General features: G+C 70.8%; 21 protein-coding genes. 11 read left to right on the top strand and 10 right to left on the bottom strand.

Translation table 11 applies throughout. The annotated features are described in order from the left end of the window. Positions 1-244 precede the first annotated feature (244 nt). Positions 245-1,651, top strand: coding sequence for a membrane-bound lytic murein transglycosylase MltF (gene mltF, locus FIU83_RS02650; RefSeq protein ID WP_152482639.1), 1,407 nt, complete (start codon positions 245-247; stop codon positions 1,649-1,651). A gap of 12 nt (positions 1,652-1,663) precedes the next feature. Here mltF and FIU83_RS02645 read toward each other — a convergent pair whose 3' ends face one another. Beyond that, positions 1,664-2,278: a LysE/ArgO family amino acid transporter gene (locus FIU83_RS02645; protein WP_152482638.1), complete on the bottom strand. Its 615-nt coding sequence runs from the start codon at positions 2,276-2,278 to the stop codon at positions 1,664-1,666. Positions 2,279-2,413: 135 nt separating this feature from the next. On the opposite strand from FIU83_RS02645, the gene FIU83_RS02640 reads away from it, so the two are divergent. From FIU83_RS02640 to FIU83_RS02625, 4 genes are all read left to right on the top strand, one after another. After that, positions 2,414-3,283, top strand: a complete 870-nt coding sequence (locus FIU83_RS02640; RefSeq protein WP_152482637.1) for a LysR family transcriptional regulator ArgP — start codon at positions 2,414-2,416, stop codon at positions 3,281-3,283. 212 nt (positions 3,284-3,495) lie between these two features. Beyond that, positions 3,496-3,807 (top strand): hypothetical protein, encoded by a 312-nt coding sequence (locus FIU83_RS02635; RefSeq protein ID WP_152482636.1) that lies wholly within the window; start codon positions 3,496-3,498, stop codon positions 3,805-3,807. 152 nt (positions 3,808-3,959) lie between these two features. Continuing rightward, a complete protein-coding gene (locus FIU83_RS02630) occupies positions 3,960-4,958 on the top strand; it encodes an NADP-dependent oxidoreductase (protein ID WP_152482635.1) in 999 nt (332 codons plus the stop codon). Between the two features lie 132 nt (positions 4,959-5,090). Then, positions 5,091-5,306 (top strand): TIGR02450 family Trp-rich protein, encoded by a 216-nt coding sequence (locus tag FIU83_RS02625; RefSeq protein ID WP_152482634.1) that lies wholly within the window; start codon positions 5,091-5,093, stop codon positions 5,304-5,306. A gap of 30 nt (positions 5,307-5,336) precedes the next feature. On the opposite strand, the gene FIU83_RS02620 is transcribed toward FIU83_RS02625, so the two are convergent. Continuing rightward, positions 5,337-6,923, bottom strand: coding sequence for a glutamate synthase-related protein (locus FIU83_RS02620; RefSeq protein WP_152482633.1), 1,587 nt, complete (start codon positions 6,921-6,923; stop codon positions 5,337-5,339). 114 nt (positions 6,924-7,037) lie between these two features. Continuing rightward, positions 7,038-7,940, bottom strand: coding sequence for a putative RNA methyltransferase (locus FIU83_RS02615; protein WP_152482632.1), 903 nt, complete (start codon positions 7,938-7,940; stop codon positions 7,038-7,040). Between the two features lie 153 nt (positions 7,941-8,093). Between FIU83_RS02615 and FIU83_RS02610 the strand changes: the two genes are divergently transcribed. After that, positions 8,094-9,011: a DMT family transporter gene (locus FIU83_RS02610; RefSeq protein ID WP_152482631.1), complete on the top strand. Its 918-nt coding sequence runs from the start codon at positions 8,094-8,096 to the stop codon at positions 9,009-9,011. Between the two features lie 115 nt (positions 9,012-9,126). Here FIU83_RS02610 and FIU83_RS02605 read toward each other — a convergent pair whose 3' ends face one another. From FIU83_RS02605 to FIU83_RS02590, 4 genes are all read right to left on the bottom strand, one after another. After that, positions 9,127-10,407 carry a dicarboxylate/amino acid:cation symporter gene (locus FIU83_RS02605; protein WP_152482630.1) on the bottom strand — a complete coding sequence of 427 codons (1,281 nt, stop codon included), beginning with the start codon at positions 10,405-10,407 and terminating at the stop codon, positions 9,127-9,129. A 72-nt stretch (positions 10,408-10,479) separates the two neighbouring features. Continuing rightward, on the bottom strand, positions 10,480-11,349 hold the full coding sequence (gene yghU / locus FIU83_RS02600) for a glutathione-dependent disulfide-bond oxidoreductase (RefSeq protein WP_152482629.1): 870 nt from the start codon (positions 11,347-11,349) through the stop codon (positions 10,480-10,482). A gap of 184 nt (positions 11,350-11,533) precedes the next feature. Further along, positions 11,534-13,213 carry a pyridoxamine 5'-phosphate oxidase family protein gene (locus FIU83_RS02595; protein ID WP_152482628.1) on the bottom strand — a complete coding sequence of 560 codons (1,680 nt, stop codon included), beginning with the start codon at positions 13,211-13,213 and terminating at the stop codon, positions 11,534-11,536. 57 nt (positions 13,214-13,270) lie between these two features. Further along, the gene (locus FIU83_RS02590) at positions 13,271-13,912 is read right to left on the bottom strand and encodes a glutathione S-transferase family protein (RefSeq protein WP_152482627.1); all 642 of its coding nucleotides are present in this window, start codon (positions 13,910-13,912) and stop codon (positions 13,271-13,273) included. Positions 13,913-14,036: 124 nt separating this feature from the next. Here FIU83_RS02590 and FIU83_RS02585 point away from each other — a divergent pair, with 124 nt between their 5' ends. Both FIU83_RS02585 and FIU83_RS02580 read left to right on the top strand, forming a co-directional pair. Further along, positions 14,037-14,933: a LysR family transcriptional regulator gene (locus tag FIU83_RS02585; protein ID WP_152482626.1), complete on the top strand. Its 897-nt coding sequence runs from the start codon at positions 14,037-14,039 to the stop codon at positions 14,931-14,933. Positions 14,934-15,080: 147 nt separating this feature from the next. Beyond that, positions 15,081-16,748, top strand: coding sequence for a sensor domain-containing diguanylate cyclase (locus FIU83_RS02580; RefSeq protein ID WP_152482625.1), 1,668 nt, complete (start codon positions 15,081-15,083; stop codon positions 16,746-16,748). A gap of 37 nt (positions 16,749-16,785) precedes the next feature. Here FIU83_RS02580 and FIU83_RS02575 read toward each other — a convergent pair whose 3' ends face one another. Continuing rightward, positions 16,786-17,337: a cytochrome P460 family protein gene (locus tag FIU83_RS02575; RefSeq protein ID WP_152482624.1), complete on the bottom strand. Its 552-nt coding sequence runs from the start codon at positions 17,335-17,337 to the stop codon at positions 16,786-16,788. A gap of 112 nt (positions 17,338-17,449) precedes the next feature. Between FIU83_RS02575 and FIU83_RS02570 the strand changes: the two genes are divergently transcribed. Next, a complete protein-coding gene (locus FIU83_RS02570; RefSeq protein ID WP_152482623.1) occupies positions 17,450-18,283 on the top strand; it encodes an AraC family transcriptional regulator in 834 nt (277 codons plus the stop codon). A gap of 16 nt (positions 18,284-18,299) precedes the next feature. Here FIU83_RS02570 and FIU83_RS02565 read toward each other — a convergent pair whose 3' ends face one another. Continuing rightward, positions 18,300-18,752, bottom strand: a complete 453-nt coding sequence (locus tag FIU83_RS02565; RefSeq protein ID WP_152482622.1) for a DUF6789 family protein — start codon at positions 18,750-18,752, stop codon at positions 18,300-18,302. A 111-nt stretch (positions 18,753-18,863) separates the two neighbouring features. Beyond that, on the bottom strand, positions 18,864-19,196 hold the full coding sequence (locus FIU83_RS02560) for a sugar ABC transporter ATPase (RefSeq protein WP_172976002.1): 333 nt from the start codon (positions 19,194-19,196) through the stop codon (positions 18,864-18,866). Positions 19,197-19,544: 348 nt separating this feature from the next. Here FIU83_RS02560 and msrP point away from each other — a divergent pair, with 348 nt between their 5' ends. Both msrP and msrQ read left to right on the top strand, forming a co-directional pair. Further along, the gene (gene msrP / locus FIU83_RS02555; protein ID WP_152482620.1) at positions 19,545-20,561 is read left to right on the top strand and encodes a protein-methionine-sulfoxide reductase catalytic subunit MsrP; all 1,017 of its coding nucleotides are present in this window, start codon (positions 19,545-19,547) and stop codon (positions 20,559-20,561) included. Continuing rightward, a complete protein-coding gene (gene msrQ / locus FIU83_RS02550; protein WP_152482619.1) occupies positions 20,561-21,181 on the top strand; it encodes a protein-methionine-sulfoxide reductase heme-binding subunit MsrQ in 621 nt (206 codons plus the stop codon). The genes msrP and msrQ overlap by 1 nt, the downstream gene beginning before the upstream one ends. Positions 21,182-21,212: the final 31 nt, after the last annotated feature.

Below are 21,212 nucleotides of genomic sequence, written 5' to 3'. Positions count from 1 at the left end.
GAGGATGAAAGCCGCCCAGCATAGCAGAAAGTGCACCACGGCGTCCGTCAGCGAGCATGCCCGACGTGGGGCATGTTTGGTCGCTCGGTCACCCGGGGCCTGCCGGGCGCCTCGATCCAGATGCCACCGCGATCGACCCGCCGCCCAAGCACGCTGCGTTGACTCGCCCCGGCAGGAGGCCGAGGCGAGGCTGTTAAGCTGTGAGCCAGTGCCGTTTTCTCTTCGCCGATCAGGAGTTATCGCCATGTCCAGGCTCCGCCCGCTGATCGCCCTGCTGTCGCTGGGCCTGCTCGCCGCCTGCGGCCCGGACGAGGCCTCGGTCGCCACCCTCGAGCCGCCCGCCCCGGGCGAGACGCTCCGGGTGGCCACCCGCAACGCCGCCACCACCTACTACCTCGACCGCCGGCAGGCGCCCGCGGGCCCCGAGCACGACCTGGTCGCGGGCTTCGCCGAGGCCAACGACTGGGAGGTCGAATGGGTGACCCTGGGCTCCACCGCCGAGGTGCTCGAGGCCCTGGAGGGCGGCGAGGTCGACCTGGCCGCCGCCGGCCTGACCCACCTGCCCTCGCGGGACGAACGCTTCCGCCAGGGACCGAGCCACACCGACGTCGTCGAGCAGCTGGTCTGCCATCGCGAGATGCGCCCCATGCCCCGCGAGGTGGAGGAGATGGCCGGCGTCGAGATCCGCGTCACGGCGGACTCCAGCTACGCGGAACGGCTCGATAGCCTGGCCAACGATCACACCGGCATCGGCTACGTCGAGGATCCGCGCACCACCGAGATGCTGCTCGCCGCGGTGGCGGATCGCGACGTCGACTGCACCCTGGCCGACTCCAACATCGTGCAGGTGGTGCGCCGTCACTTCCCCCACCTGGAAGTGGCCCTGAACCTGACCCGGGGCGACCGGCTGGGCTGGTACCTGCCCGCGGGGCATCAGGCCCTGGCCGAGCGGGCCCGGGCGTGGATGGCGAGTCCCGAGGGCGACGCCCACCTCGAGGCGATGGCGCACCGCTACTACGACTACATCGGCGATTTCGACTTCGTCGACCTGCGGGCCCTGAACCGGCGCATCGAGGAGCGCCTGCCGCCGCTGCTGTCGCACTTCCTCGCCGCCGCCGAGGAGACCGGCATGCCCGCCGACCTGCTCGCCGCCCTGGCCTACCAGGAGTCGCACTGGGATCCCCACGCCGTCTCCCCCACCGGGGTACGCGGCATCATGATGCTGACCCGGAACACCGCGGCGTCGCTCGGCGTGGCCAATCGCCTGGACCCGGCCCAGGCCATCGACGGCGGCGCCCGCTACCTGGCCGACCGCCACGAACGGCTGCCCGACACCATCCCCGAACCGGACCGCACCTACCTGGCCCTGGCCAGCTACAACATCGGCCGCGGCCACCTGCTGGACGCCCGCCAGCTCGCCCGCGAGCTCGGCAAGGACCCGGACTCCTGGGCCGACATGCGCGAGGTCCTGCCGCTCAAGGCCGACAAGCGCTACTACCCCCGCACCCGCTACGGCTATGCCCGGGGCTACGAGCCCGTTCACTACGTGCAGCGGATCCGCAACTACCGGGACGTGATCCGCGAGGCAGTGGAGTGGCTCCCCCTGGACCGCCGGAACGCCGAGGACGAGGGCCCCACCCGGCAGGGCTAGGCCGGCCCGTGCTCAGGCCGTGGCGGGCGAGCCCACGGCCAGGTGCAGGGCGATGGCCGCCATCATCACGCCGATGGTGCCGTCGATCGCCCGCCAGGCCAGCGGCCGGGAGAGCCAGGGCGAGAGCGCGGCCCCGCCCCAGGCCAGCAGGCTGAACCAGAGGACCGAGGCGGTGACCGCCCCGGCCACGAAGGTGATGGCGCTCTGCTGCTGGGCGCCGATGGAGGGAATCAGCAGCAGGGTATCCAGATAGACCTGGGGATTGAGCAGGGTGACCGCGAGGGTGGCGAGCAGCACTCGCCGCGGGCTGCGCTCGCCCGCCCCGCCGACCGAGAGCCCCTGGCGACCGCTGGCGGCACGGAAGAAGGCCTGGGCCGCCAGCCAGGTCAGGAAGACCACGCCCAGCCAGCGCAGCGCCTCCAGCGCACTGGGCATGCTCAGCAGCACCGCGCTGACGCCGAACATCCCGGCCACCAGCAGCAGCGCATCGGCGCTCATGCAGAGCCCCGCCGACCACCAGTGATGCTCACGGCGCACGGCCACCCCCAGCACGTAGGCGTTCTGTGCACCGATGGCGACGATGATGCCACCGCTCACCAATAGCCCGGTCAGATAGCTCTCCAGCATCGCGTGTCTCCCCCTCCTGGTTCGTCGAGAGGGGCCAGCATAGCGACGCCCTGATATGCTGAAAAATCATCCTGCTAATATCACATCAGTCTTGCTTATATCAGGCGTCGGCAATGCCCATCCCAAGGAGACCCCATGCTGGACTACAAGCTGCTCCAGGCGCTGGCCACGGTGATCGAGTGCGGCGGCTTCGAGCGCGCCGGCGAGCAGCTGGGGCTCTCCCAGTCGGCGGTCTCCCAGCGCATCAAGGCGCTGGAGGTCCGCCTGGGCCAGCCGGTGCTGATCCGCCACCCCCGGCTCGCGCCCACCCCCGCGGGCCAGCGACTGCTCAACCACGTCCAGCAAGTGCAGCTGCTGGAGCGCGACCTGCGCACGACCCTGCCGACCCTGGAGGAGGCCGCGCCGCGCCTGCGCATCGCCCTCAATGCCGACAGCCTGGCCACCTGGTGGCCCGAGGCCGTGGGCGACTTCTGCCGCTCCCGGGGCCTGCTGCTGGACCTGGTGATCGAGGACCAGGACGTGGGGCTCAAGCGGCTGCGCGACGGCGAGGTGGCGGCCTGCCTGTGCGCCAGCGACCGCCCCATCGCCGGGGCGCGCTGCGTGCGGCTGGGCACCATGGTCTACCACCCCTTCGCCACCCCGGCCTACATCGCCCGCCACTTCCCGGCGGGGCCGACGGCCGAGGCCTTCCGGCGCGCCCCGGCCATCGTCTACGGCCCCCATGACCAGCTGCAGCACCGCTTCCTGGCGAGCTGCGGCTACCACGGCCGCTTTCCCTACCACCTCTGCCCCTCCTCGGAGGGCTTCGTGGGCCTGACGCTCGCCGGCATGGGCTACGGCATGCTGCCGCGCATGCAGGTGGCGGCGCTGGAGGCCGAGGGCCGGCTGGCGAGTCTCGCCCCCGAGCGGGCGCTCGCCGTGCCGCTCTACTGGCACTTCTGGCGCCACAGCGGCGAGGCGCTGGCGCAGCTGACCGAGGTGCTGGGCCAGGTTCACCTGGAATGAGTTCAGCTGGAGTGAGTTCGGCTGGAGTGAGTTCAGCTGGTGTGACCGGGGCGGGCGTGAGCCCGGAAAGCGCGCGTCCGACTCGAGGGGTCCCACCGGCGGCGACCATGGCCCGTCGCACGAAAGCCTGTATGATGACCGGGCAACATCGTTATCCGTAGGGAGCAGCAGACACGATCGAACATTCTTTCCAGCCAGCACGGGAGGTTCACATGAAGGTCTACAAACCTGAATGGCAGTGCACGTTTCGCGTCAACGAAGGCATGGAAGAACCCGACAGCTGGAAACAGCGAATGGCCTGGCGCCTGAGGGCCTTCGCCGACCGGCTGGACGGCGGCGGTAGAACGCTGAAGATTGACTGCACCGTGACCCCCGAAGTGAGCCGCGAGGAGGTCGACACCTGCCTGGAGAAGGGCTTCGCCGTGACCCAGGGCCTGCTCCTCCAGCTCGCCCACCAGGCCGCCTGCGAACACGTCATGCGCGATGCCAAGGCGGAGCTCTTCGAGCGGCAGCCTCACCGCTGAGGCCATGAGCCCGCCCCGGCGCTCACCGCACCCCGTTCGGCCCCGCCGGATGGGGTGTTTTCGTGTCTGGGCGAGCGGCTTGGCCTGCTCGCCGCTCTCGATTAGACTGGTCGTCTAGTGACAGACACCCGCACACCGACAGGAGTCACACGATGCAGACCCGCTTCTTCACCATCAGCGACCATCCCCAGGGTACCCCGGCCCGCGAGCTCTTCGAGCTGTACGAGCAGGCGCTGCCCGAGCTTGCCGAGGGCGAGGTGCGCATCCGCAACACTTGGCTGTCGGTGGATCCCTACATGCGCGGCCGCATGGACGGCGTGACCACCTATATCGAGCCGTTCACGCTGGGCGCGCCGCTGGAGGGGGCCGCCATCGGCGAGGTCATCGAGTCCCGCGCGGCGGACTTCCCGGTGGGCACCAAGGTGCGCCACATGGGCGGCTGGCGCGACGTCGCCCAGCTGCCCGCCGGCGAGCTCGAGACCCTGCCCGCCTTCGAGGTACCGGAGCAAGCCTACCTGGGCGTGCTCGGCATGCCGGGCATGACCGCCTGGACCGGCCTCAACCTGATCGCCGAGATGCAGGAGGGCGACAACGTGCTGGTCAGCGGCGCCGCCGGCGCGGTGGGCTCGCTCGCCGTGCAGCTGGCCAAGGCCAAGGGCGGCACCGTGGTCGGCATCGCCGGCTCCCAGGAGAAGCTCGACTGGCTCGAGGCGCACGGCGTCAAGGCCGTCAGCTACAAGGGCAAGGACGCCGCCCAGCTCACCGCGGCCCTCAACGAGGCCTGCCCCGAGGGCTTCGACGTCTACTACGAGAACGTCGGCGGCACCTGCCTCGAGGCGGCGCTGAACACCCTGCGGGTCGGCGCGCGCATCGCCGTGTGCGGCATGATCTCCCGCTACAACGCCGACGGACCGAGCGCCGGGCCGGGCAACCTGGCGATGATCCTGATCCGCCGCGCCCGCATGCAGGGCTTCATCGTCTTCGATCACTGGGCGCACTACCCCGAGTTCCTCGAGGAGGTCGGCCCGCGGATCGAGAAGGGCGAGATCGACTACGAGGAGACCGTCGAGGAGGGCCTCGAGCGCACCCCGGACGCCTTCCTGAAGCTCTTCGAGGGCGCCAACCGCGGCAAGATGCTGGTCCGGCTCTGAGCCGCATCGCCCGACCCGCGTCAGACCCAGGCCCGACCTGACCACGGGGGCGCCGGCCGAGCCGGCGCCCCCGTCGTCTTCGTGGCCCCGGGCTGGAATCCTGGCAATACGCCCCACCCGAGGAGGACGGCCATGAACGCCATCAATCCCGAGAAGCTCCACCACAGCAAGTGGACCGCCGTGCACCCTCGCCACAAGGAGAAGCACTTCCTGGTGACGAGGCTCGTGCGCGACGAGGAGGAGACCGTGGTCGAGGTGATCCTCGAGGCGGTCTACACCCGCCGCGAGACCGTGCTGCCCTGGCAGGCCCTCAAGGACGACGCCACCTGGCGCATGGGCTGGAAGTAGTCGCCGGCGCGGTCCTCGGTCACGACCGACTCAGCCGCGCGGGTCCATCACCCCGGCGTAGCGCACCCCGCTGAGCAGCGCCATCTCACGCTGCCAGGTGGCGAGATCCTGCGAGTTGAACCGATCCAGGCGGTCATGGCCGCAGGCCCGCGCCAGCACCTGCATCAGGGCGACGGAGGACTCGAGGAAGGTCGTCAGCTGTCCGGCGGATTTCTCGACGTCGAGGCGCTGGCGCAGGTCCTTGCGCTGGGTGGCGATCCCCGCCGGGCAGTTGTTGGTGTTGCAGATCCGCGCGGCCACGCAGCCGATCGACTGGATGGCACTGTTGGCGATGGCGATGCCGTCGGCGCCCAGCGCCAGCGCCTTGACGAAGTCGCTCGGCACCCTGAGGCCACCGGTGACGATCAGGGTGACCCGGCCGCTGGCGCCCTGGGCGTCCAGGTGGCGCCGGGCCCGCGCCAGCGCCGGGATGGTGGGCACGCTGATGTGGTCGCGGAAGAGCGCCGGGGCCGCCCCGGTGGCCCCGCCGCGGCCGTCGAGGATGAGATAGTCGGCGCCGGCGTCCAGCGCGAACTGGATGTCCCGCTCGATATGGTTGGCGCTGAGCTTGAAGCCGACCGGGATGCCGCCGCTCAACTCCCGCACCCGGTCGGCGAAGCGGCGGAAGTCGGCCGGGGTGTGCAGGTCCTCGAAGGTGGGCGGCGAGACGGCCGGCTCGCCCTCCGGGATGCCGCGCACCTCGGCGATCCGGGCGGTGTTCTTGTTGCCCGGCAGGTGCCCGCCGGTGCCGGTCTTGGCGCCCTGCCCGCCCTTGAAGTGGAAGGCCTGGACCTTCTCGAGCAGCGCCTCGTCGTAGCCGAACTTGGCGCTGGCGAGCTCGTAGAAGTAGCGCGAGTTCTCCCGCTGCTCCTCGGGCAGCATGCCCCCTTCGCCGGAGCAGATCCCGGTGCCGGCCCCCTCGGCGCCGCGGGCCAGGGCGATCTTGGCCTCCTCGGAGAGGGCGCCGAAGCTCATGTCCGAGATCAGCAGCGGCATCGAGAGCGTCAGCGGCTTCTTGGCCTCGGGGCCGATCACGAGCTCGGTGGCGACCTCGGCGTCCTCCATGAGCGGCTGGTTCGCCAGCTGGGCGGCCATGATCTGCAGGTCGTCCCAGTGCGGCAGGGTGTGGCGCGGCACGCCCATGGCGGTGGTCGGCCCGTGGGGGCCCATCCGCTCGAGCCCCTCCCGGGCCAGCCGATGGATGAAGGCCACCGTGGGCTCCTCCTCGGTGGCCCTGGCCTCCGGCGCCCCGCCGCTCGCGTCCGACGCCTCCGATTCCCCCGACGCCTTCGGCTCATCGGCACCGTCCCCTGGGCCCTCCTGACCTACCTGGGCATCGTCGAAGCGCGCGTGGGTGCCGTCGCAGTAGGGAGCATCGGCGGTGTGCTTGCAGCGACACAGGGCGACCTCGCCGTCCTGTTCGGCCACGAAGCTCAGCGGCGTGAAGCCGGTGCCGGCATGGGAGCCGTCGCAGAAGGGCTGGTCGGCCGAGCGGCCGCAGCGGCAGAAGGCGTACTCCTTGCCCTGGGTCAGGGTGACGGTGGCGGGGGAGTTGGCGGCTATCACGGGCGTCTTCATGGGCGCGGGCTCCTCGATCGGCGCGTGGGTCCTCCTGCCAAGATAGTCACCCACCGCGATCGGCGAAAACCTCGCGGCCTCGATGCGCACGATCGAGCCTCGCTATCGCCCCGCTTACTCCCCGGCGCCGCGGCGCGCGTAGCGGGTCAGGCGCACGTCCACGGTGACGCTGAGCGACGCGAGGGCCGCCGCCCGTTCCCGGCCCTCGACGCTGGCGCGATAGAGGTGCGGGGTCATCGCCAGCAGGTCGGCGATGGGCGCGGCCCCCTCGAGGGCCAGGGGATAGCGCAGGGGCTCGCTGTCGAGGCGCTCGAAGCCCGCCGGCGCGTCGGACGCCGCGGGGCGCTCGGGCTTGAGCCGGGGATAGATGACCTCGCGCAGCTCGCGCAGGTGATCCGGCCCCGCCTCGGCCATGACCAGCACACCGCCAGGCGTCAACACCCGGGCGAACTCCGCGGCCACCGGGAAGCCGAACAGGCAGAGCAGCCGATCCAGGGTGCCCGTCTGCACCGGCAGGTGGGCGTTGCTGCCCACCACCCAGCTCGCCGGCACCCCCGCCTGCTTGCCCTGGCGGGCGGCGGCCAGCACCGCCCACTTGGAGATATCCAGGCCCATCAGCGAAAGCGACGACGGCGCGTCGCTGGCGCCCTCGTCACGGCTCTCTTCACCTCTCTCTTCACAGGCCCGGGCGAGTTCGCGCAGGTAGTAGCCCTCGCCGCAGCCGGCGTCGAGGCAACGAAGCGGCGCGGGGCCCGCCCCGGCCAGCACGGCGCGGCCGACCGCCTCGGCGACCGGCCGGTAGTGGCCGGCCGCCAGGAAGCGCTGGCGGGCGGCGACCATCGCCTTGCTGTCGCCGGGATCCCGGGAGCGTTTCTGCTGCACCGGCAGCAGGTGCACATAGCCCTGCCGGGCGATGTCGAAGCTGTGGCCGGCGGCGCAGCGCCAGGCGCCATCGCGGCGCTCTAGGGCCTCACCGTCCAGCGGACAGGCCAGTGCCTCGAAGGGTGTACTGCTCATGACGGTGACCTCGCCCCGGTGGTGAATCATCGCTCGAGCAAAGGCCCGAACGGCGGCGATGATAGCATCCCGCGGCGCGGCCGAGGGCGACGGCTTGGCAGGCCCCCGCACGCCGGGTAAGGTAGCCCGTTTTGCCCTCGACGCGACGCCGCCATGACCGACCAGACGCTCTCCCGCTCCCTCGACGACACGCCCTCCGCCGCCAGCCTGCTGCTCGCCGTGGTGGCGGCCGTGGGCATGGCCACCATGGGCGTCATCTCGCGCATCACCGGGCTGCCGGCGGAAAGCATCACCTTCTACCGGCTGGGGATCGGCGCCGCCTGCCTGCTCGGCTACCTGCTGCTGACCGGGCGCGCCGCGGGCCTGCGCGCCCTGCCCGCCCGCAGCGTGATGGTGAGCGGCGCCCTGCTGGCCGCCTTCGTGCTCTGTTATGTGCAGGCGATGAGCTATACCCGCATGGCCAACGCCATCCTGATGGTCTACCTCGCCCCGGTCTGCGCCTCGGTGGTGGCGCATGTCCTGTTCGGCGAGAAGCTGGGGCCGCGCCAGACCGCGCTGATCGGCGCGGCGCTGCTGGGCTTCGCCATGATGCAGGAGTTCCGCCTCGACCTCGTCGGCGGCCGCGACGCCCTGGGCCTGGGCTTCGCGCTGCTGGCCATGCTGGCCTACACCGGCTTCATCCTCTGCAACCGCCGCCTGCCCCGCGACATGGACGACGCCACCTGCGCCTTCTGGCAGCTGGCGGTCGGCGCCTTGGTGATCCTGCCCTTCGCCCTCGGCCAGCCCCAGGGGCTCGCCGCGGCCCCCTGGCAGTGGCCGTGGCTGCTGGCGGCGGGGGTGGTGCCCGGCTTCCTGGCCCTGCTCTGCGCGGTGATGGCGATCAACCGCCTGCCCACCGCGCTCTACGGCACCCTCGCCTACTGCGAACCGGTGGCGGTGGTGATCTTCGGCTGGACGCTGTTCGGCGAGACGCTGGGGCCGCTGCCGCTGGCCGGCTGCGCGCTGATCCTCGCCAGCGGCATGGTGCAGGCCTCCCTCGGCGCGCCGCGCCCGGCCACCAGCCCGTCCTGACCCCGCCCCGCCCACACCGAGGCGCCTGACGAGGGCGCAAGAGAAGACCGGGCCGCGTCGGCGGCCCGGTCCCTGTCGTGGCGTGCGCTCCGCGCCAGGGGCGCAGGCGGCCGGGCTAGTCGCCCTGGCCGGCGACGGCCGCCGCCTGGGGCGCCTCGTCGGCCTCGATGCGCTCGCCCTCGCTGCGGCCGATCACGGCGGTGCCGACGAGGTCACCGGTGACATTGAGCGCCGTGCAGCCCATGCCCACCAGCGCGTCGATGGCGGTGAGCAGCGCCACCGCCTCGATGGGCAGGCCGACCTGGGAGAAGACCGTGGCGATCATCACGATGCCGGCGCCCGGCACCCCGGCGGTGCCCACCGAGATCAGCGTGCCCACCACCACGATCTGCAGCATGCTCGACCAGTCCAGCGGCACGCCCATCACGTTGGCGGCGAACACCGCCGAGATGGCGATGCGGATCGCCGCGCCGTCCATGTTGAGCGTCGCGCCCAGCGGCAGGCTGAAGCCGTAGAGGCTCTTCGGCAGGCCCAGGCGGCTCGCGGCGTTGAGGGTCAGCGGCAGGGTGCCGGAGCTGCTCTGGGTGGCGAAGGCGGTCGCCATGGGCGTGCGCGCCTCGCGGAAGAACGCCCGCGCCGGAACGCCGAAGCCGCGCAGCAGGCCGAGGTAGACCAGCAGCTGCACGCCCAGCGCCACGTAGAGCACCACCACCATGTCGCCCAACGACAGCAGGGTCGCGAGGCCCTGGTCGGCGACGGTATTGACCACGATGGCGAAGACCCCGACCGGCACGACGTGCAGGATGCCGCCCATCACCTTGAGCGTGGCGGCGTTGAGCGCCTCGATCAGCCCGTAGAGCCGCTCGCCGAGCGCCGCCTGGGACTCGGACTGGCGCATCTTCGCCACGGCCAGGCCGAAGACCAGGGCGATGAAGATGATGCCGAGCAGGTCCTGCCCGGCGAAGGCCGCGACGATGTTGGTCGGCACGATGCCGAGCACCACCGAGAGGATGCCGGGGTTGTCGGGCACCGAGACGGAGCCCGCGCCCTCGAGCGACATGCCCTCGCCCGGCGACAGCAGGCTCGCCACGGCCAGGCCCACGGCGATGGCCAGCGCCGAGGTCGCCAGGTAATAGAGGAACACCTTGCGGCCGACCCGCCCGAGGCTGCCGGCCCGCCCCTGGTTGACCCCGGCCATCAGGGTGAAGAGCACGATGGGCAGAATGATGAACTTCAACAGCCGCATCAACAGCTCGCCCAGCGGGGCCAGCCAGCCGGCGACCTCGGGCCCGGCGACCAGCCCGACCACCACGCCCAGCACCAGGGCGAGACTCACGCGCAGGATCAGCGAGGCATCGCGATAGCCGCGCCACAGGGGGGACAGAAGAGTAGACATCTTGACCTCTTGGAAAACGATAAGCGCCGCGGACCTTAGGCCCACGGCGCTTCGGGTGCAACGACCAGAATATTAGGAGCTTATAACGTCCTGCGTCCTGTGCGCGAAGTCGCTGGCGTCGTGGCGCTCGTGGAGCTGCATCTCCGGCTCGCCGAAGGTGCGATTGACCATGCGCCCGCGCTGCACCGCCGGGCGGGCGTCGATCTCCTTGGCCCAGCGCAGCACGTGTTCGTACTCCTGCACGCTCAGGAACTCGGCGGCGTCGTAGAGCCGGCCCAGCACCAGCTGGCCGTACCAGGGCCAGGCGGCCATGTCGGCGATGGTGTAGTCGTCCCCGGCCAGGTAGCGGGTCTCGGCCAGGCGGCGGTTCAGCACGTCGAGCTGGCGCTTGGTCTCCATGGCGTAGCGGTCGATGGGATACTCCAGCGGCTCGGGCGCGTAGGCGTAGAAGTGGCCGAAGCCGCCGCCCACGAAGGGCGCGCTGCCCATCTGCCAGAACAGCCAGTTGAGGGTCTCGGTGCGCCCGGTGGGATCGTCCGGCAGGAACTCGCCGAAGCGCTCGGCCAGATGGAGCAGGATGGCGCCGGACTCGAAGACCCGGACCGGCGCCTCGCCGCTGCGATCGACCAGCGCCGGGATCTTGGAGTTGGGGTTGATCTCGACGAAGCCGCTGCCGAACTGGTCGCCCTCGCCGATGCGGATCAGCCAGGCGTCGTACTCGGCATCGCGATGCCCCAGCGCCAGCAGCTCCTCGAACATCACCGTGACCTTGACCCCGTTGGGCGTGCCCATGGAGTAGAGCTGGAACGGATGCTCGCCCACCGGCAGCGCCTGCTCGTGGGTGGGCCCGGCGACGGGACGATTGACGCTGGCGAAGGTACCGCCGCTGGCCTTCTCCCAGGTCCAGACCTTCGGTGGGGTGTAGTCGTTGCCCTGGCTCATGAGCCCTCCTCGATAGCGAAGCGTGTGATGGTGAACGTTATGGGGACGCGTTAGCCTGCTATCAACCTGCGACGGGCCGGCAGGGCTCGGCAAGCTCAGGCGTCCGCGATGCCCCGCCGCTGAGGGCGCGCGGGGCGAGTCGAAGGCCGGCCCGGGCACGGGCGGCATCCGACGCGTGTCGGCCCTATGACATCACCGAGGGCCCGAAGGTCTCGAAGTCGATCCGCGCCGGGGACACGCCGCCCGCCTCGAGGCCGGCGCTGAGGTCGGTGAGCAGGCCCGCCGGGCCACAGAACAGGTAGCAGGCCTCGGGGCCGGCCTCGAGGGCGAGCAGGTCCTCGGCGGTGATCCGCCCCTTCGCCTGGTAGTCGAGGCCGGGCCTGTCGCTCGCGCGTGGCGCGCTGTAGAAGATGCGGCGCACCACGCGGCCGGCGGCGGACAGCAAGGCATCGACCTCGGCCCTGAAGGCGTGGGTGCTGCCATCGCGCGTGCCATGCACGAACCAGACGGGCCGGTCGCCGCCCCTGGCCACCACCGCGTGCAGCATCGAGAGCATCGGCGTGATGCCGACGCCAGCGCTGACCAGCACCAGCGGGCCGTCCCCACCCGGCAGGACGAACTCGCCCGAGGGTCGCCGCGCCTCGAGGCGATCGCCGATCTCGACGTGGTCGTGCAGGAAGCGCGAGGCGGTGCCCTGGGGCTCGCGCTTGACGCTGAGCCGATAGGTGCCGGCGAGCGGCGATCCCGAGAGCGAGTAGCTGCGCCCCACCCGCCCCGACCGTCGCGGGACCTCCAGCTCGACCGCCAGATGCTGGCCGGCCGCGAAGGGAGGGAGCGCCCCGCCCTCGGCATCGGCGAGGAGGAAGGAGGCGATCTGGTCGCTTTCGCGCACCTTGTCGATGACCTCGAGCCGCAGCGGTGGCGCGTCTTGCCGGTGCCACCGCAGCGCCAGCGCCCCCGGGCGGTCCACCACCCGCTCCACCACGATCTCGATCATGCGCTGCGCGTCCGGGTCATGGCTGCCCGCCGCGGTCCAGTCGACGCGAGCGCGACCGGTGATCTGCAGCAGGCCACCCGTGTCGAAATCCACGAACAGCAGGCCCACCCGCGGATCGCGCAGCAGATTGCCGATCGTGTTGAAGAAATGGTTGCCGGCATAATCGGGGAGGTGCAGGGTGCCGTCCTCGTCGACGCGCACGAAGCCGGGCTCACCGCCCCGGTGCGAGGCGTCATAGCCTCGGGAAGCATCGCCCCGAGAAGCATCGCCTCGAGAAGCATCGCCTCGGGAAGCCCCCGCCTCGGTAGCGAGATGGCCGGACCCGATGAAGCAGGTATCGGCCGCTCGAATCCGGGCACACTGGCCGGCATCGAGTCGATCCGACACCACCGCCTCGGGGGGCGACAAGGGCGCGACGCGCCGCCACTCGCGCTCGTGGATGTATTGCGGGCAGTTGCCGAAGCTCTGGCGCACCTCGATGGCGAAGGCGTCGCCGACGGGGCGGATCACCCCGTTGAGACGGTTGCGCCGCCGCGTCGCCAGTTCGATGCCGAGCAGGCCGATGTCGCTGCCCGCACCGAGCGTCGCGGCCAGCGGGTCGCCGGCGCCGAGACGCGCCGCGACCGTCAGCGTGCGCGGATCCGGCGACGCGATGAAGCCGTCTTCGCCCTCCAGCAGCGAGACCCAGGGGCGCCCCTGCTCATCACCGGCCGCGATGACCACGAAGGGCAGCATGGCGAAGAAGTCGCGGTGCTGCTCGGGCATATGGTCGCGAATGAAGCCGCCCACGGCGCTGGCGACACCCGCCGCGCCGGCCCGCCGCTGGGCGTCCAGTTCGCCTTCATGAAAGGGGGTCGCCGTTGTCATGATTACCTCCGCTGCGACATCGTCTCGGCGTGTCATTGCCACGCCCCCGGGCTGGCGTCAGGCGAGAGCTGGCGAACGCGCCATGCCGATGAAGCGCGGCAGGGCCTCGATGCGCGACAGCCAGGCCCGTACCTGCGGATAGGGCGTGAGGCCGACACCGCCCTCCGGGGCGTGGGCGATATAGCTGTAGCCGGCGATATCGGCCAGCGTCGGCCGGTCGGCCACCAGCCAGTCACGCCCCTCGAGATGGGCCTCCATCACCGCGAGCAACGCATGGCCCTTGGCCTTCGCCGCCTCGTGGTCGAGGGGGGCGCCGAACACGGTGACCAGGCGGGCGGCGCAGGGGCCGGAGGCGATCTCGCCGGCCGCGATGGAGAGCCAGCGCTGCACCCCGGCCCTCTCGACCGCATCGCCGCCGATCCAGGTGGCGGGATCGCCGTAGCGCTCCACCAGGTAGACGAGGATGGCATTGGAGTCGGCCAGCGTGAGGCCGTTGTCGTCGATGGCCGGTACCTGGCCCAGCGGACTGATCGCGAGATAGCCGGGCGCGCGATGGGCACCGTTCGCCATGTCCAGGTCGACGGTCTCGTAGGGGATCCCCAACAGCGCGAGCATCAGCTCGACGCGATGGCAGTGACCCGACTTCGGGTTGCGATACAGCGTCACCGGGGCATTCTCACGGGCATTGGCGTTCGTCATGACAGGGCTCCTTCAGTGGCAGGACAGGTGTCTTCACGAGGCTCACTGTATGAAACGACGCAGCATGGAAGAATACGCCTAATATGAAAGTCACTATTTTGAATTCTGAAATAACCGAGTCGCCATGGATCGCCTACAGGCCCTGAGCGTGTTCGTCGCCGTCGCCGAGGCGCAGAGTTTCGCCGAGGCCGCCCGCGCCACGGGACTCAGCGCGCCCTCCGCCACCCGCGCCATCAACTCCCTCGAGACCGCGCTCGGCGCCCGGCTCTTCACCCGCTCGACGCGACGGGTCCGGCTCACCGAGGTCGGACAGGCGTATCTCGAGGAGGTGCGGGAGATCCTCGCCCACCTCCAGGCCGCCGACGACGCGGCCTCGGGAGCGGCCAACACCCCGGTGGGGCAGCTTCGCATCACCTGCCCCCAGGAGTTCGGGCGCCTCCACGTCACCCCCCTGGTCGCCGAATTCCTCGACCGGCACCCCCAGGTGAGCGCCGAGGTGCTGATGCTCGATCGCATCGTCAACCTGGTCGAGGAGGGCCTCGATATCGCCGTGCGCATCGGCCACCTGCCCTCCTCCGAGCTCACCGCCGTGCGCGTCGGCCGTGTCCGCCGCGTGCTCTGCGGATCGCCGGACTATTTCGCCACCTGGGGGCGCCCGCAGACGCCGGAGGATCTTGCCGCGCATCGCGTCGTGTCGCTCGCGTCCCTCTCTCCCACCGGCGAGTGGCGCTTCGGCCCGGAGGGCGCGCAGGCGGTCAGAGTCCATCCCCGGCTCTGCGTCAGCAGCGTGGCGGCGGCCATCGATATCGCGAGGCAGGGCTGGGGCCTGTGCCGCGTGCTCTCCTACCAGGTCGGCCCCGACCTCGAGGCCGGGCGCCTGGAGACCGTGCTGGAGGACCATGAGCCCGCCCCCCTGCCGGTCCACTTCGTGCACGTCGAGGGCCGCCGGGCGGCGGCGAAGGTCCGCGCCTTCCTCGACTTCGCCGCGCCGCGCCTGCGCCGCCTCGAGATACTGCAATAAGCGCGGGGGGAGCGCCCGCTCGCTCGAGCGTCCGAGTCGCGGCCGATCCCAGCGTTGACCGGCGCCGCGATGTCGGCGGCGGCGAGAGGCTGTCGCGTGGCGGATTCGGTGCTAGGGTCGTAGTCAGCCAATCAAGGAAGATTCGCGATGATCGACCGTCACGGCGGCAACTCACACCCCCCTTCGAGCCCCTCTCGCTCCATGCCCTTCACCCACGACGCCCCCCACGCGGCCAGCTCGGGCGACGCCCTGCTCGACCGGCTCCAGACGCCCGTCTGGGTCTTCGATATCGCGCAGGAACGGATGCGCTACGCCAACGCCGCGGCGCTTAGGCTATGGGAGGCCGAGACGCCGCAGGCCCTCTACGCCCAGGACTTCTCCGCGACGATGAGCGAGGCGACGCGGCAGCGCCTGGCGGACTACCTGCCGCGCCTGGCCCGCGGCGAGGTGATCGACGAGCACTGGAGCCTCTACCCCGGCGAACGGGCCGTGTCGCTGCACTGCCGCTGCAGCCGCTATGTGCTGCAGGACGGGCGCACCGCCATGCTGGTGGAGGGGGTCGACGGCGCCAGCTCCCTGGACGCCTCCAGCCTGCGCGCCCTCGAGGCCGTGCGGCAATCGCCGATGCTGGTCTCGGTGTTCGATGCCCGGGGGCGGCTGCTGACCCGCAATCCGGCCGCCCTGGACGCGCGTCGAGAACAGGACGCCTTCGCGTCCTGCTTTGCCGAGGCCGACCTGGCCGAGAGGCTCCTGCAACGGCTCGAGAACGAGCCGCGCTGCTCCCTGGAGGCGGTGATGCGGGTCGGCGACGGCGAGCGCTGGCACCACGTCGACCTGAGCCGCGCCACCGATCCCCAGACGGGCGCGCCGATGATCGTGATGGGCGAGCTCGACATCACCAAGCGCAAGGCGCTGGAGGCCGCGCAGCGCGTCTCCAAGGGCCAGCTGGAGGGGGTCATCGAGCGGCTCGACCTGGGGCTGCTGCTCGAGGACGAGCATCGCCGGGTCATCGTCGCCAACCAGGCGTTCTGCGATCTCTTCGGTTTCGAGGCCTCGCCCGAGAGCCTCGCCGGGCTGGACTGCCGCGAGGCGGCCCAGGCCAGCAAGGGGCTGTTCGCCGACCCCGAGGCCTTCGTGGCGGGCATCGAGGCGCTGGTCGAGGCGCGAAGCCAGCAGAGCCAAGAACTGCTGGCCATGTCCGACGGTCGCTTCCTCGAGCGCACCTTCACGCCGCTGTTCGTCGCCGAGGAGTACCACGGCCACCTCTGGGCCTATCGCGACGTCACCCGACTGAAGCGCCAGCAGGACGACTGGGCCCGCCAGGCCAGCACGGATCCCCTGACGGGGCTGGCCAACCGCCGCGCCTTCGACGAGGCCGCCCGCGAGGTCGCCCGCTCGGTCCAGCGCGGCGAGACGGAGGCGGCCCTGCTGATGATCGACATCGACCGCTTCAAGGCCATCAACGACAGCCTGGGGCACGCCGAGGGCGACAAGGGACTCAAGCTGCTGGCGGACACCCTGCGCGCCCATCTGCGCGCCGGCGACCGGCCGTGCCGCACCGGCGGCGAGGAGTTCATGGTGATCCTGCCCGGCATGGCCCCCGCCCAGGCCGAGACCGTCGCCGGGCGCCTGCTGCGCCGGATCGCCGAGGCCTCGATCGACGCCGACGAGCTCCCCTTCCACTTCACGGTGAGCATCGGCGTCACCCGCTTCCGGCCCGGCGATGCGAGCGTCCAGGCCGTGACCCAGCGGGCCGACGCCGCCATGTACCAGGCCAAGCACGAGGGCCGAAACCGCGTGGCGGTGCGCTGGTAGCCGACCGAAAGGCCGCCTGCCCCGGGGCCGCGACGCCTCAGCGCAGGGTCGGATAGCCCTCGACGAACACCCAGTCGGTCTGCCGCGCCGGCACGTGGCAGCCCTGGCAGGTGCCCTCGAAGCTCTCGGACACGTTCTGCTCCGGGGCGTCGGCCTTGAACAGCGCCCAGCCCCAGCCTTCGCCCCAGTGGGGACCGTCGAAGCGCCCTTGGGCATCCTTGACCATCACGAACCAGACCTGCGGCTCCCCGGCCCACTGGGCGGGTCCGGTGGTCTTCTCGCCGGCCTCGACGCCGCGGATCTCCTTGACCAGGACGGTGCCATCGGCGAACTCGCCGCTCTCCCGATAGGCCCGCGCGGCCTCGGGCTGGGTATAGACGTCGTGGAAGCCGGCCCCCGGGGCCTCGGCATCGCTGACCACCCAGGACCCCAGGTGAACCCAGCGATCCCGGACCTCTGCCGGTAGCGAGATGCCCCCCTCGCCGTCCACGTGTTCGCGGTAGGTCGTCGTCGCCAGATCGTCGGCGAAGGCGGGAAGGCCGGTCAGCGCCAGCAGCGCCGCCAGGCTCAGGGCATGGGTCGTCGTCATGATCCGCTCCTCCTGTTCGGGTGCCGGAACGATCACCGGCCATTGACAGTGTAGGCGGCACCCTGGACGATTGGATTCCATTAGTCCTCAATACGCGTCCGAGGGTCTCAAGATGGATCGGCTCGCCGCCCTGCTCGACCAGTTCCATCTGGCCGCCAGCGTGTTCAATGCCGGCCCGCTCTGCTACAGCAGCCAGCACCCACCGCAGGAAGGCACCGGCTTCCTCCATATCCTGACCCGCGGCACGCTGGACCTGTCGCTGGCGGACGGCCCGCCGCGCCGCTTCACGGCCCCGGTGCTGATCCTGCTGACCGCCGGCGACGCGCACCGCCTCGGGCCGGGCCCGGAGGGCGCCGAGACCCTGTGCGGCTCGTTCCGCTTCGGCGCCGGCAATATCTGCCCCATCCATCGCGCCCTGCCCTCGCTGCTGGTGACGCCCCTGGAGCGGCTGAGCGGCATGGACGGCCTGCTGGGGCTGATGCTGGCGGAGATGCGGGAGGAGCGCTGCGGCCGACAGGCCACCCTGGACCGGCTGTGCGAGCTGCTGGTGATCCAGCTGCTGCGCTACCTGATGGATGCCGGCGAGGTGGAATCGGGGCTGCTGGCGGGGATGGCCCATCCCAAGCTGGCCAAGGCGCTGATCGCCCTGCACGACCGGCCGGAGGCCGACTGGACGCTGAACGGGCTGGCCCGCAAGGCGGGCATGTCCCGGGCCCGCTTCGCCAGCCTGTTTCGCGACACCCTCGGCCAGCCGCCCGCCGAGTACCTGGCCCACTATCGGCTGGGGCTCGCCAAGAGCCTGCTGCGGGCTGGCGTGCCGCTGGACACCATCGCCGGCCGGGTGGGCTACAGCAGCCCCTCGGCGCTGGCCAAGGCGTTCCGCCGGCATACCGGCTGCTCGCCGCGGGAGTGGCAGCGCGCCGATGCCCGGGCGGGCGTCGAATGAACGCCCCGCCGGGCGTCTACCGTTGGGCCAGGCCCTTTCCCCAGCCGTAGACGGCGCCAATCACCGCCCCAAAGACCAGGTGAGCGATCAGCATGGAGAGCGGCGCCACCAGCCCGAGGCCCAGGCCAAAGAAGCCGGAGCCCGCCAGAGGAAAGACCGTGAGCATCACCACCAGCCAGCTCGCCACGCCGAACTCCAGGCCGCGACGGGTGGGCGTGCGACCGGGGAGATAGGGCACCAGCAGCGCAAAAAGAAGCCCCCAGATCAGCGTGCCCACGGAGAAGTGGATGCCCCAGGCCAGCATCCGACTGTCCGGCGTGCCGAGAAGGTCCTGGGCGGCCAGGTTCATGATTTCGATGGGGTCGTACCAGGGCATGATGCCCGCCGCGAGGCGCAGCACCAGGATCAGCGAGATGACCAGGGTGGCCGTGAATCCGGCCATCAATCCGCGTAACAGGCGAGGCGTCATGGCGTCCTCCCGGCTGTCATCGTGTCTATCAGCGTAGCCGCTCGGGTGCCGTGGACCGACGGCGGGCAAGGCTCGCCGCGGCAGGAAGCACGGGATACATAGCCCCGCCACCTACTCCAGGGGCCGCCGTTCCCGCCCATCGACCAGCAGCGTCTTGCTCACGCCGGTCACCCGATAGATCACCACCGAGCGCTCATCGACCGTCCCGTAGGGCACACCGTTCAGGCTCAGCCGGCCCTGCTTGATCTCGACGCGGTCGCCGTTGACGGCGATCACCGCGTTCGGCCCCGTCACCACGGCCTCCGCCGTCGCGTGGCCGTCAGACACCGCGCTGCTGACGATCGCACCGGTGGCCGACCCCGCCACGGCAGTCGCAGCGCTGGCGGTGCTGACCATAACCAGCAGCAACGGCCCGATGAGTAACGACACTGACCTGGCCTTCATAGGCTTCCCCTCGCAACGCGCCCCGCCGCCGGTGGCCAGGGGGCGCCTTCGTCTTCCGTCGGGTCGACAGGAGTGAGGGCCTGTCCCCGATTGCCCTCGCCCCGGGTAACGGGCGAGACGTCGTGGCGTCCTCCCGGCGGTCACCCCCGTCCTGTCAGTATAGCCCTTCCCTCCACAGCCCCTTCCCAAGACAGCCCCTTCCTAAGCCCCCTCCCCTGAGCGCGACGCCGGGCCGGCCGCCGGACCGGATTACAAAGCTGTCATCTTGGCGTCAGCGGTTTGACGAGGCCCGCGTGTCACGATGCCGGGACTCGTCGCGTCGACGTCCGGCGCCAGTGGAGGCCTGCCATGCTGATCAAGATCGCCAAACCCAGCGACCTGCGCGAATCCGATGTGACCCCGGAATCCGTCTACCTCTCCCGTCGCCGCTTCATGGGCGGCATGGCGGGCCTGGGGGCGGGGCTCGCCCTCTCCGGGCGAGTCCGGGCCAGCGCCGACTACTCCGACGTGCCCGACGGCGACGCCCCCGCCTGGCTCGAGGAGAAGCTCGGGGCCGCCCGCCGGCGCGCCATCGTGCCGGCCGACCCCGAGAAGGATGCGATCGCCCCCTTCGGCGACGCCAGCGGCTACAACAACTTCTACGAGTTCGGCACCGGCAAGTCCGACCCGGCCCGCTACGCCGACGGCCTCGAGACCCAGCCCTGGAGCGTGGTGATCGACGGCGAGGTGAACAATGGCGGCCGCGTCGCCCTGGAAGACCTCGCCAGCCCCTCCCGCTTCGAGGAGCGCATCTATCGCCTGCGCTGCGTGGAGGCGTGGTCGATGGTGATTCCCTGGCTCGGCATCTCGCTGGCCGACGTCATCAAGCGCGCCGAGCCGACGAGCAAGGCCAGGTACGTGCGCTTCGAGACCCTGGTCGACCCCGAGCAGATGCCCGGGCAACGCTCCTCGTTCTCTCTGATCGACTGGCCCTACGTGGAAGGGCTGCGCCTGGACGAGGCCATGCACCCGCTGACGCTGCTGGCGCTGGGCATGTACGGCCGCGAGCTGCCCAACCAGAACGGCGCGCCCCTGCGGCTGGTGGTGCCGTGGAAGTACGGCTTCAAGAGCATCAAGTCGATCGTGCGCATCTCGCTGGTGGAGGAGCAGCCCGTCAACTCCTGGCAGCGGATCGCCCCGGAGGAGTACGGCTTCTATGCCAACGTCAATCCCGAGGTCGACCACCCGCGCTGGAGCCAGGCTACCGAGCGGCGCCTGCCCAACAGCCTGTTCAATCCCAACACCCTCGAGACCCGGATGTTCAACGGCTACGCCGACGAGGTGGCCGGGCTCTACGCGGGCATGGACCTGCGGAAGCACTTCTGATGGCGGCGCAGCGGAAATGGCTGATCTGGCGCATCGGCGTCTTCCTGGCGGCGCTGGCGCCCCTGCTGCTGTGGGGTTGGCAGGTCGCCAGCAACGCCGCCGGCCCCGAGCCGGGGCGCTATCTGCTGCTGAACATCGGCCTGGGCGGGCTCTGGATGCTGCTGCTTACCCTGAGCCTGACGCCGCTCACCAAGCTCACCCGCTGGAAGGGCTTTGCCCTGATCCGCCGGCAGCTCGGCCTCTGGACCCTGGCCTACGCCTGCCTGCACGTGCTCAGCTATGCCCTGTTCATCCTCGGGCTCGACTGGGCGATGCTCGGCAGCGAGCTGATCGAGCGCCCCTACATCCTCGTCGGCCTGGTTGCGCTGATCGGCCTTGCCGCCCTGGGCGCGACCTCGAACCGCTGGGCGATGCGCAAGCTCGGCAAGCGCTGGAAGCCGCTGCACAAGCTCGCCTACCCCACTCTGGGGCTGATCCTGCTGCACTTCTTCTGGGGAGTGCGCGCCGACCTCGGGGAGTGGATCCTCTACGCCACCGCATCCGCCCTGATCATGGCGACCCGCCTGCCGCCGGTGGCCCGGCGCCTGCCCAGGTTACGTCAACGCATCGCCGAGATCTAAGTGCGATCTCTCGATAGATTTAGGTTAAGTA

It is taken from the genome of Halomonas sp. THAF5a, from assembly GCF_009363755.1.
In the GTDB taxonomy this organism is placed as follows: Bacteria; Pseudomonadota; Gammaproteobacteria; order Pseudomonadales; family Halomonadaceae; genus Halomonas.
This window is presented reverse-complemented; position numbering and strand designations above follow the sequence as displayed.

Bases quoted from the DNA above. Each gene is read 5' to 3' on its own strand.
- FIU83_RS02605 (WP_152482630.1), bottom strand. From the start codon at position 10,407: ATGTCTACTCTTCTGTCCCCCCTGTGGCGCGGCTATCGCGATGCCTCG.
- FIU83_RS02645 (WP_152482638.1), bottom strand. From the start codon at position 2,278: ATGCTGGAGAGCTATCTGACCGGGCTATTGGTGAGCGGTGGCATCATC.
- FIU83_RS02625 (WP_152482634.1), top strand. From the start codon at position 5,091: ATGAACGCCATCAATCCCGAGAAGCTCCACCACAGCAAGTGGACCGCC.
- FIU83_RS02565 (WP_152482622.1), bottom strand. From the start codon at position 18,752: ATGACGCCTCGCCTGTTACGCGGATTGATGGCCGGATTCACGGCCACC.
- yghU (WP_152482629.1), bottom strand. From the start codon at position 11,349: ATGAGCCAGGGCAACGACTACACCCCACCGAAGGTCTGGACCTGGGAG.
- FIU83_RS02585 (WP_152482626.1), top strand. From the start codon at position 14,037: ATGGATCGCCTACAGGCCCTGAGCGTGTTCGTCGCCGTCGCCGAGGCG.
- FIU83_RS02570 (WP_152482623.1), top strand. From the start codon at position 17,450: ATGGATCGGCTCGCCGCCCTGCTCGACCAGTTCCATCTGGCCGCCAGC.
- FIU83_RS02590 (WP_152482627.1), bottom strand. From the start codon at position 13,912: ATGACGAACGCCAATGCCCGTGAGAATGCCCCGGTGACGCTGTATCGC.
- FIU83_RS02635 (WP_152482636.1), top strand. From the start codon at position 3,496: ATGAAGGTCTACAAACCTGAATGGCAGTGCACGTTTCGCGTCAACGAA.
- FIU83_RS02575 (WP_152482624.1), bottom strand. From the start codon at position 17,337: ATGACGACGACCCATGCCCTGAGCCTGGCGGCGCTGCTGGCGCTGACC.
- FIU83_RS02630 (WP_152482635.1), top strand. From the start codon at position 3,960: ATGCAGACCCGCTTCTTCACCATCAGCGACCATCCCCAGGGTACCCCG.
- FIU83_RS02610 (WP_152482631.1), top strand. From the start codon at position 8,094: ATGACCGACCAGACGCTCTCCCGCTCCCTCGACGACACGCCCTCCGCC.
- FIU83_RS02620 (WP_152482633.1), bottom strand. From the start codon at position 6,923: ATGAAGACGCCCGTGATAGCCGCCAACTCCCCCGCCACCGTCACCCTG.
- msrQ (WP_152482619.1), top strand. From the start codon at position 20,561: ATGGCGGCGCAGCGGAAATGGCTGATCTGGCGCATCGGCGTCTTCCTG.
- FIU83_RS02560 (WP_172976002.1), bottom strand. From the start codon at position 19,196: ATGAAGGCCAGGTCAGTGTCGTTACTCATCGGGCCGTTGCTGCTGGTT.
- FIU83_RS02595 (WP_152482628.1), bottom strand. From the start codon at position 13,213: ATGACAACGGCGACCCCCTTTCATGAAGGCGAACTGGACGCCCAGCGG.
- FIU83_RS02580 (WP_152482625.1), top strand. From the start codon at position 15,081: ATGATCGACCGTCACGGCGGCAACTCACACCCCCCTTCGAGCCCCTCT.
- FIU83_RS02640 (WP_152482637.1), top strand. From the start codon at position 2,414: ATGCTGGACTACAAGCTGCTCCAGGCGCTGGCCACGGTGATCGAGTGC.
- FIU83_RS02615 (WP_152482632.1), bottom strand. From the start codon at position 7,940: ATGAGCAGTACACCCTTCGAGGCACTGGCCTGTCCGCTGGACGGTGAG.
- mltF (WP_152482639.1), top strand. From the start codon at position 245: ATGTCCAGGCTCCGCCCGCTGATCGCCCTGCTGTCGCTGGGCCTGCTC.
- msrP (WP_152482620.1), top strand. From the start codon at position 19,545: ATGCTGATCAAGATCGCCAAACCCAGCGACCTGCGCGAATCCGATGTG.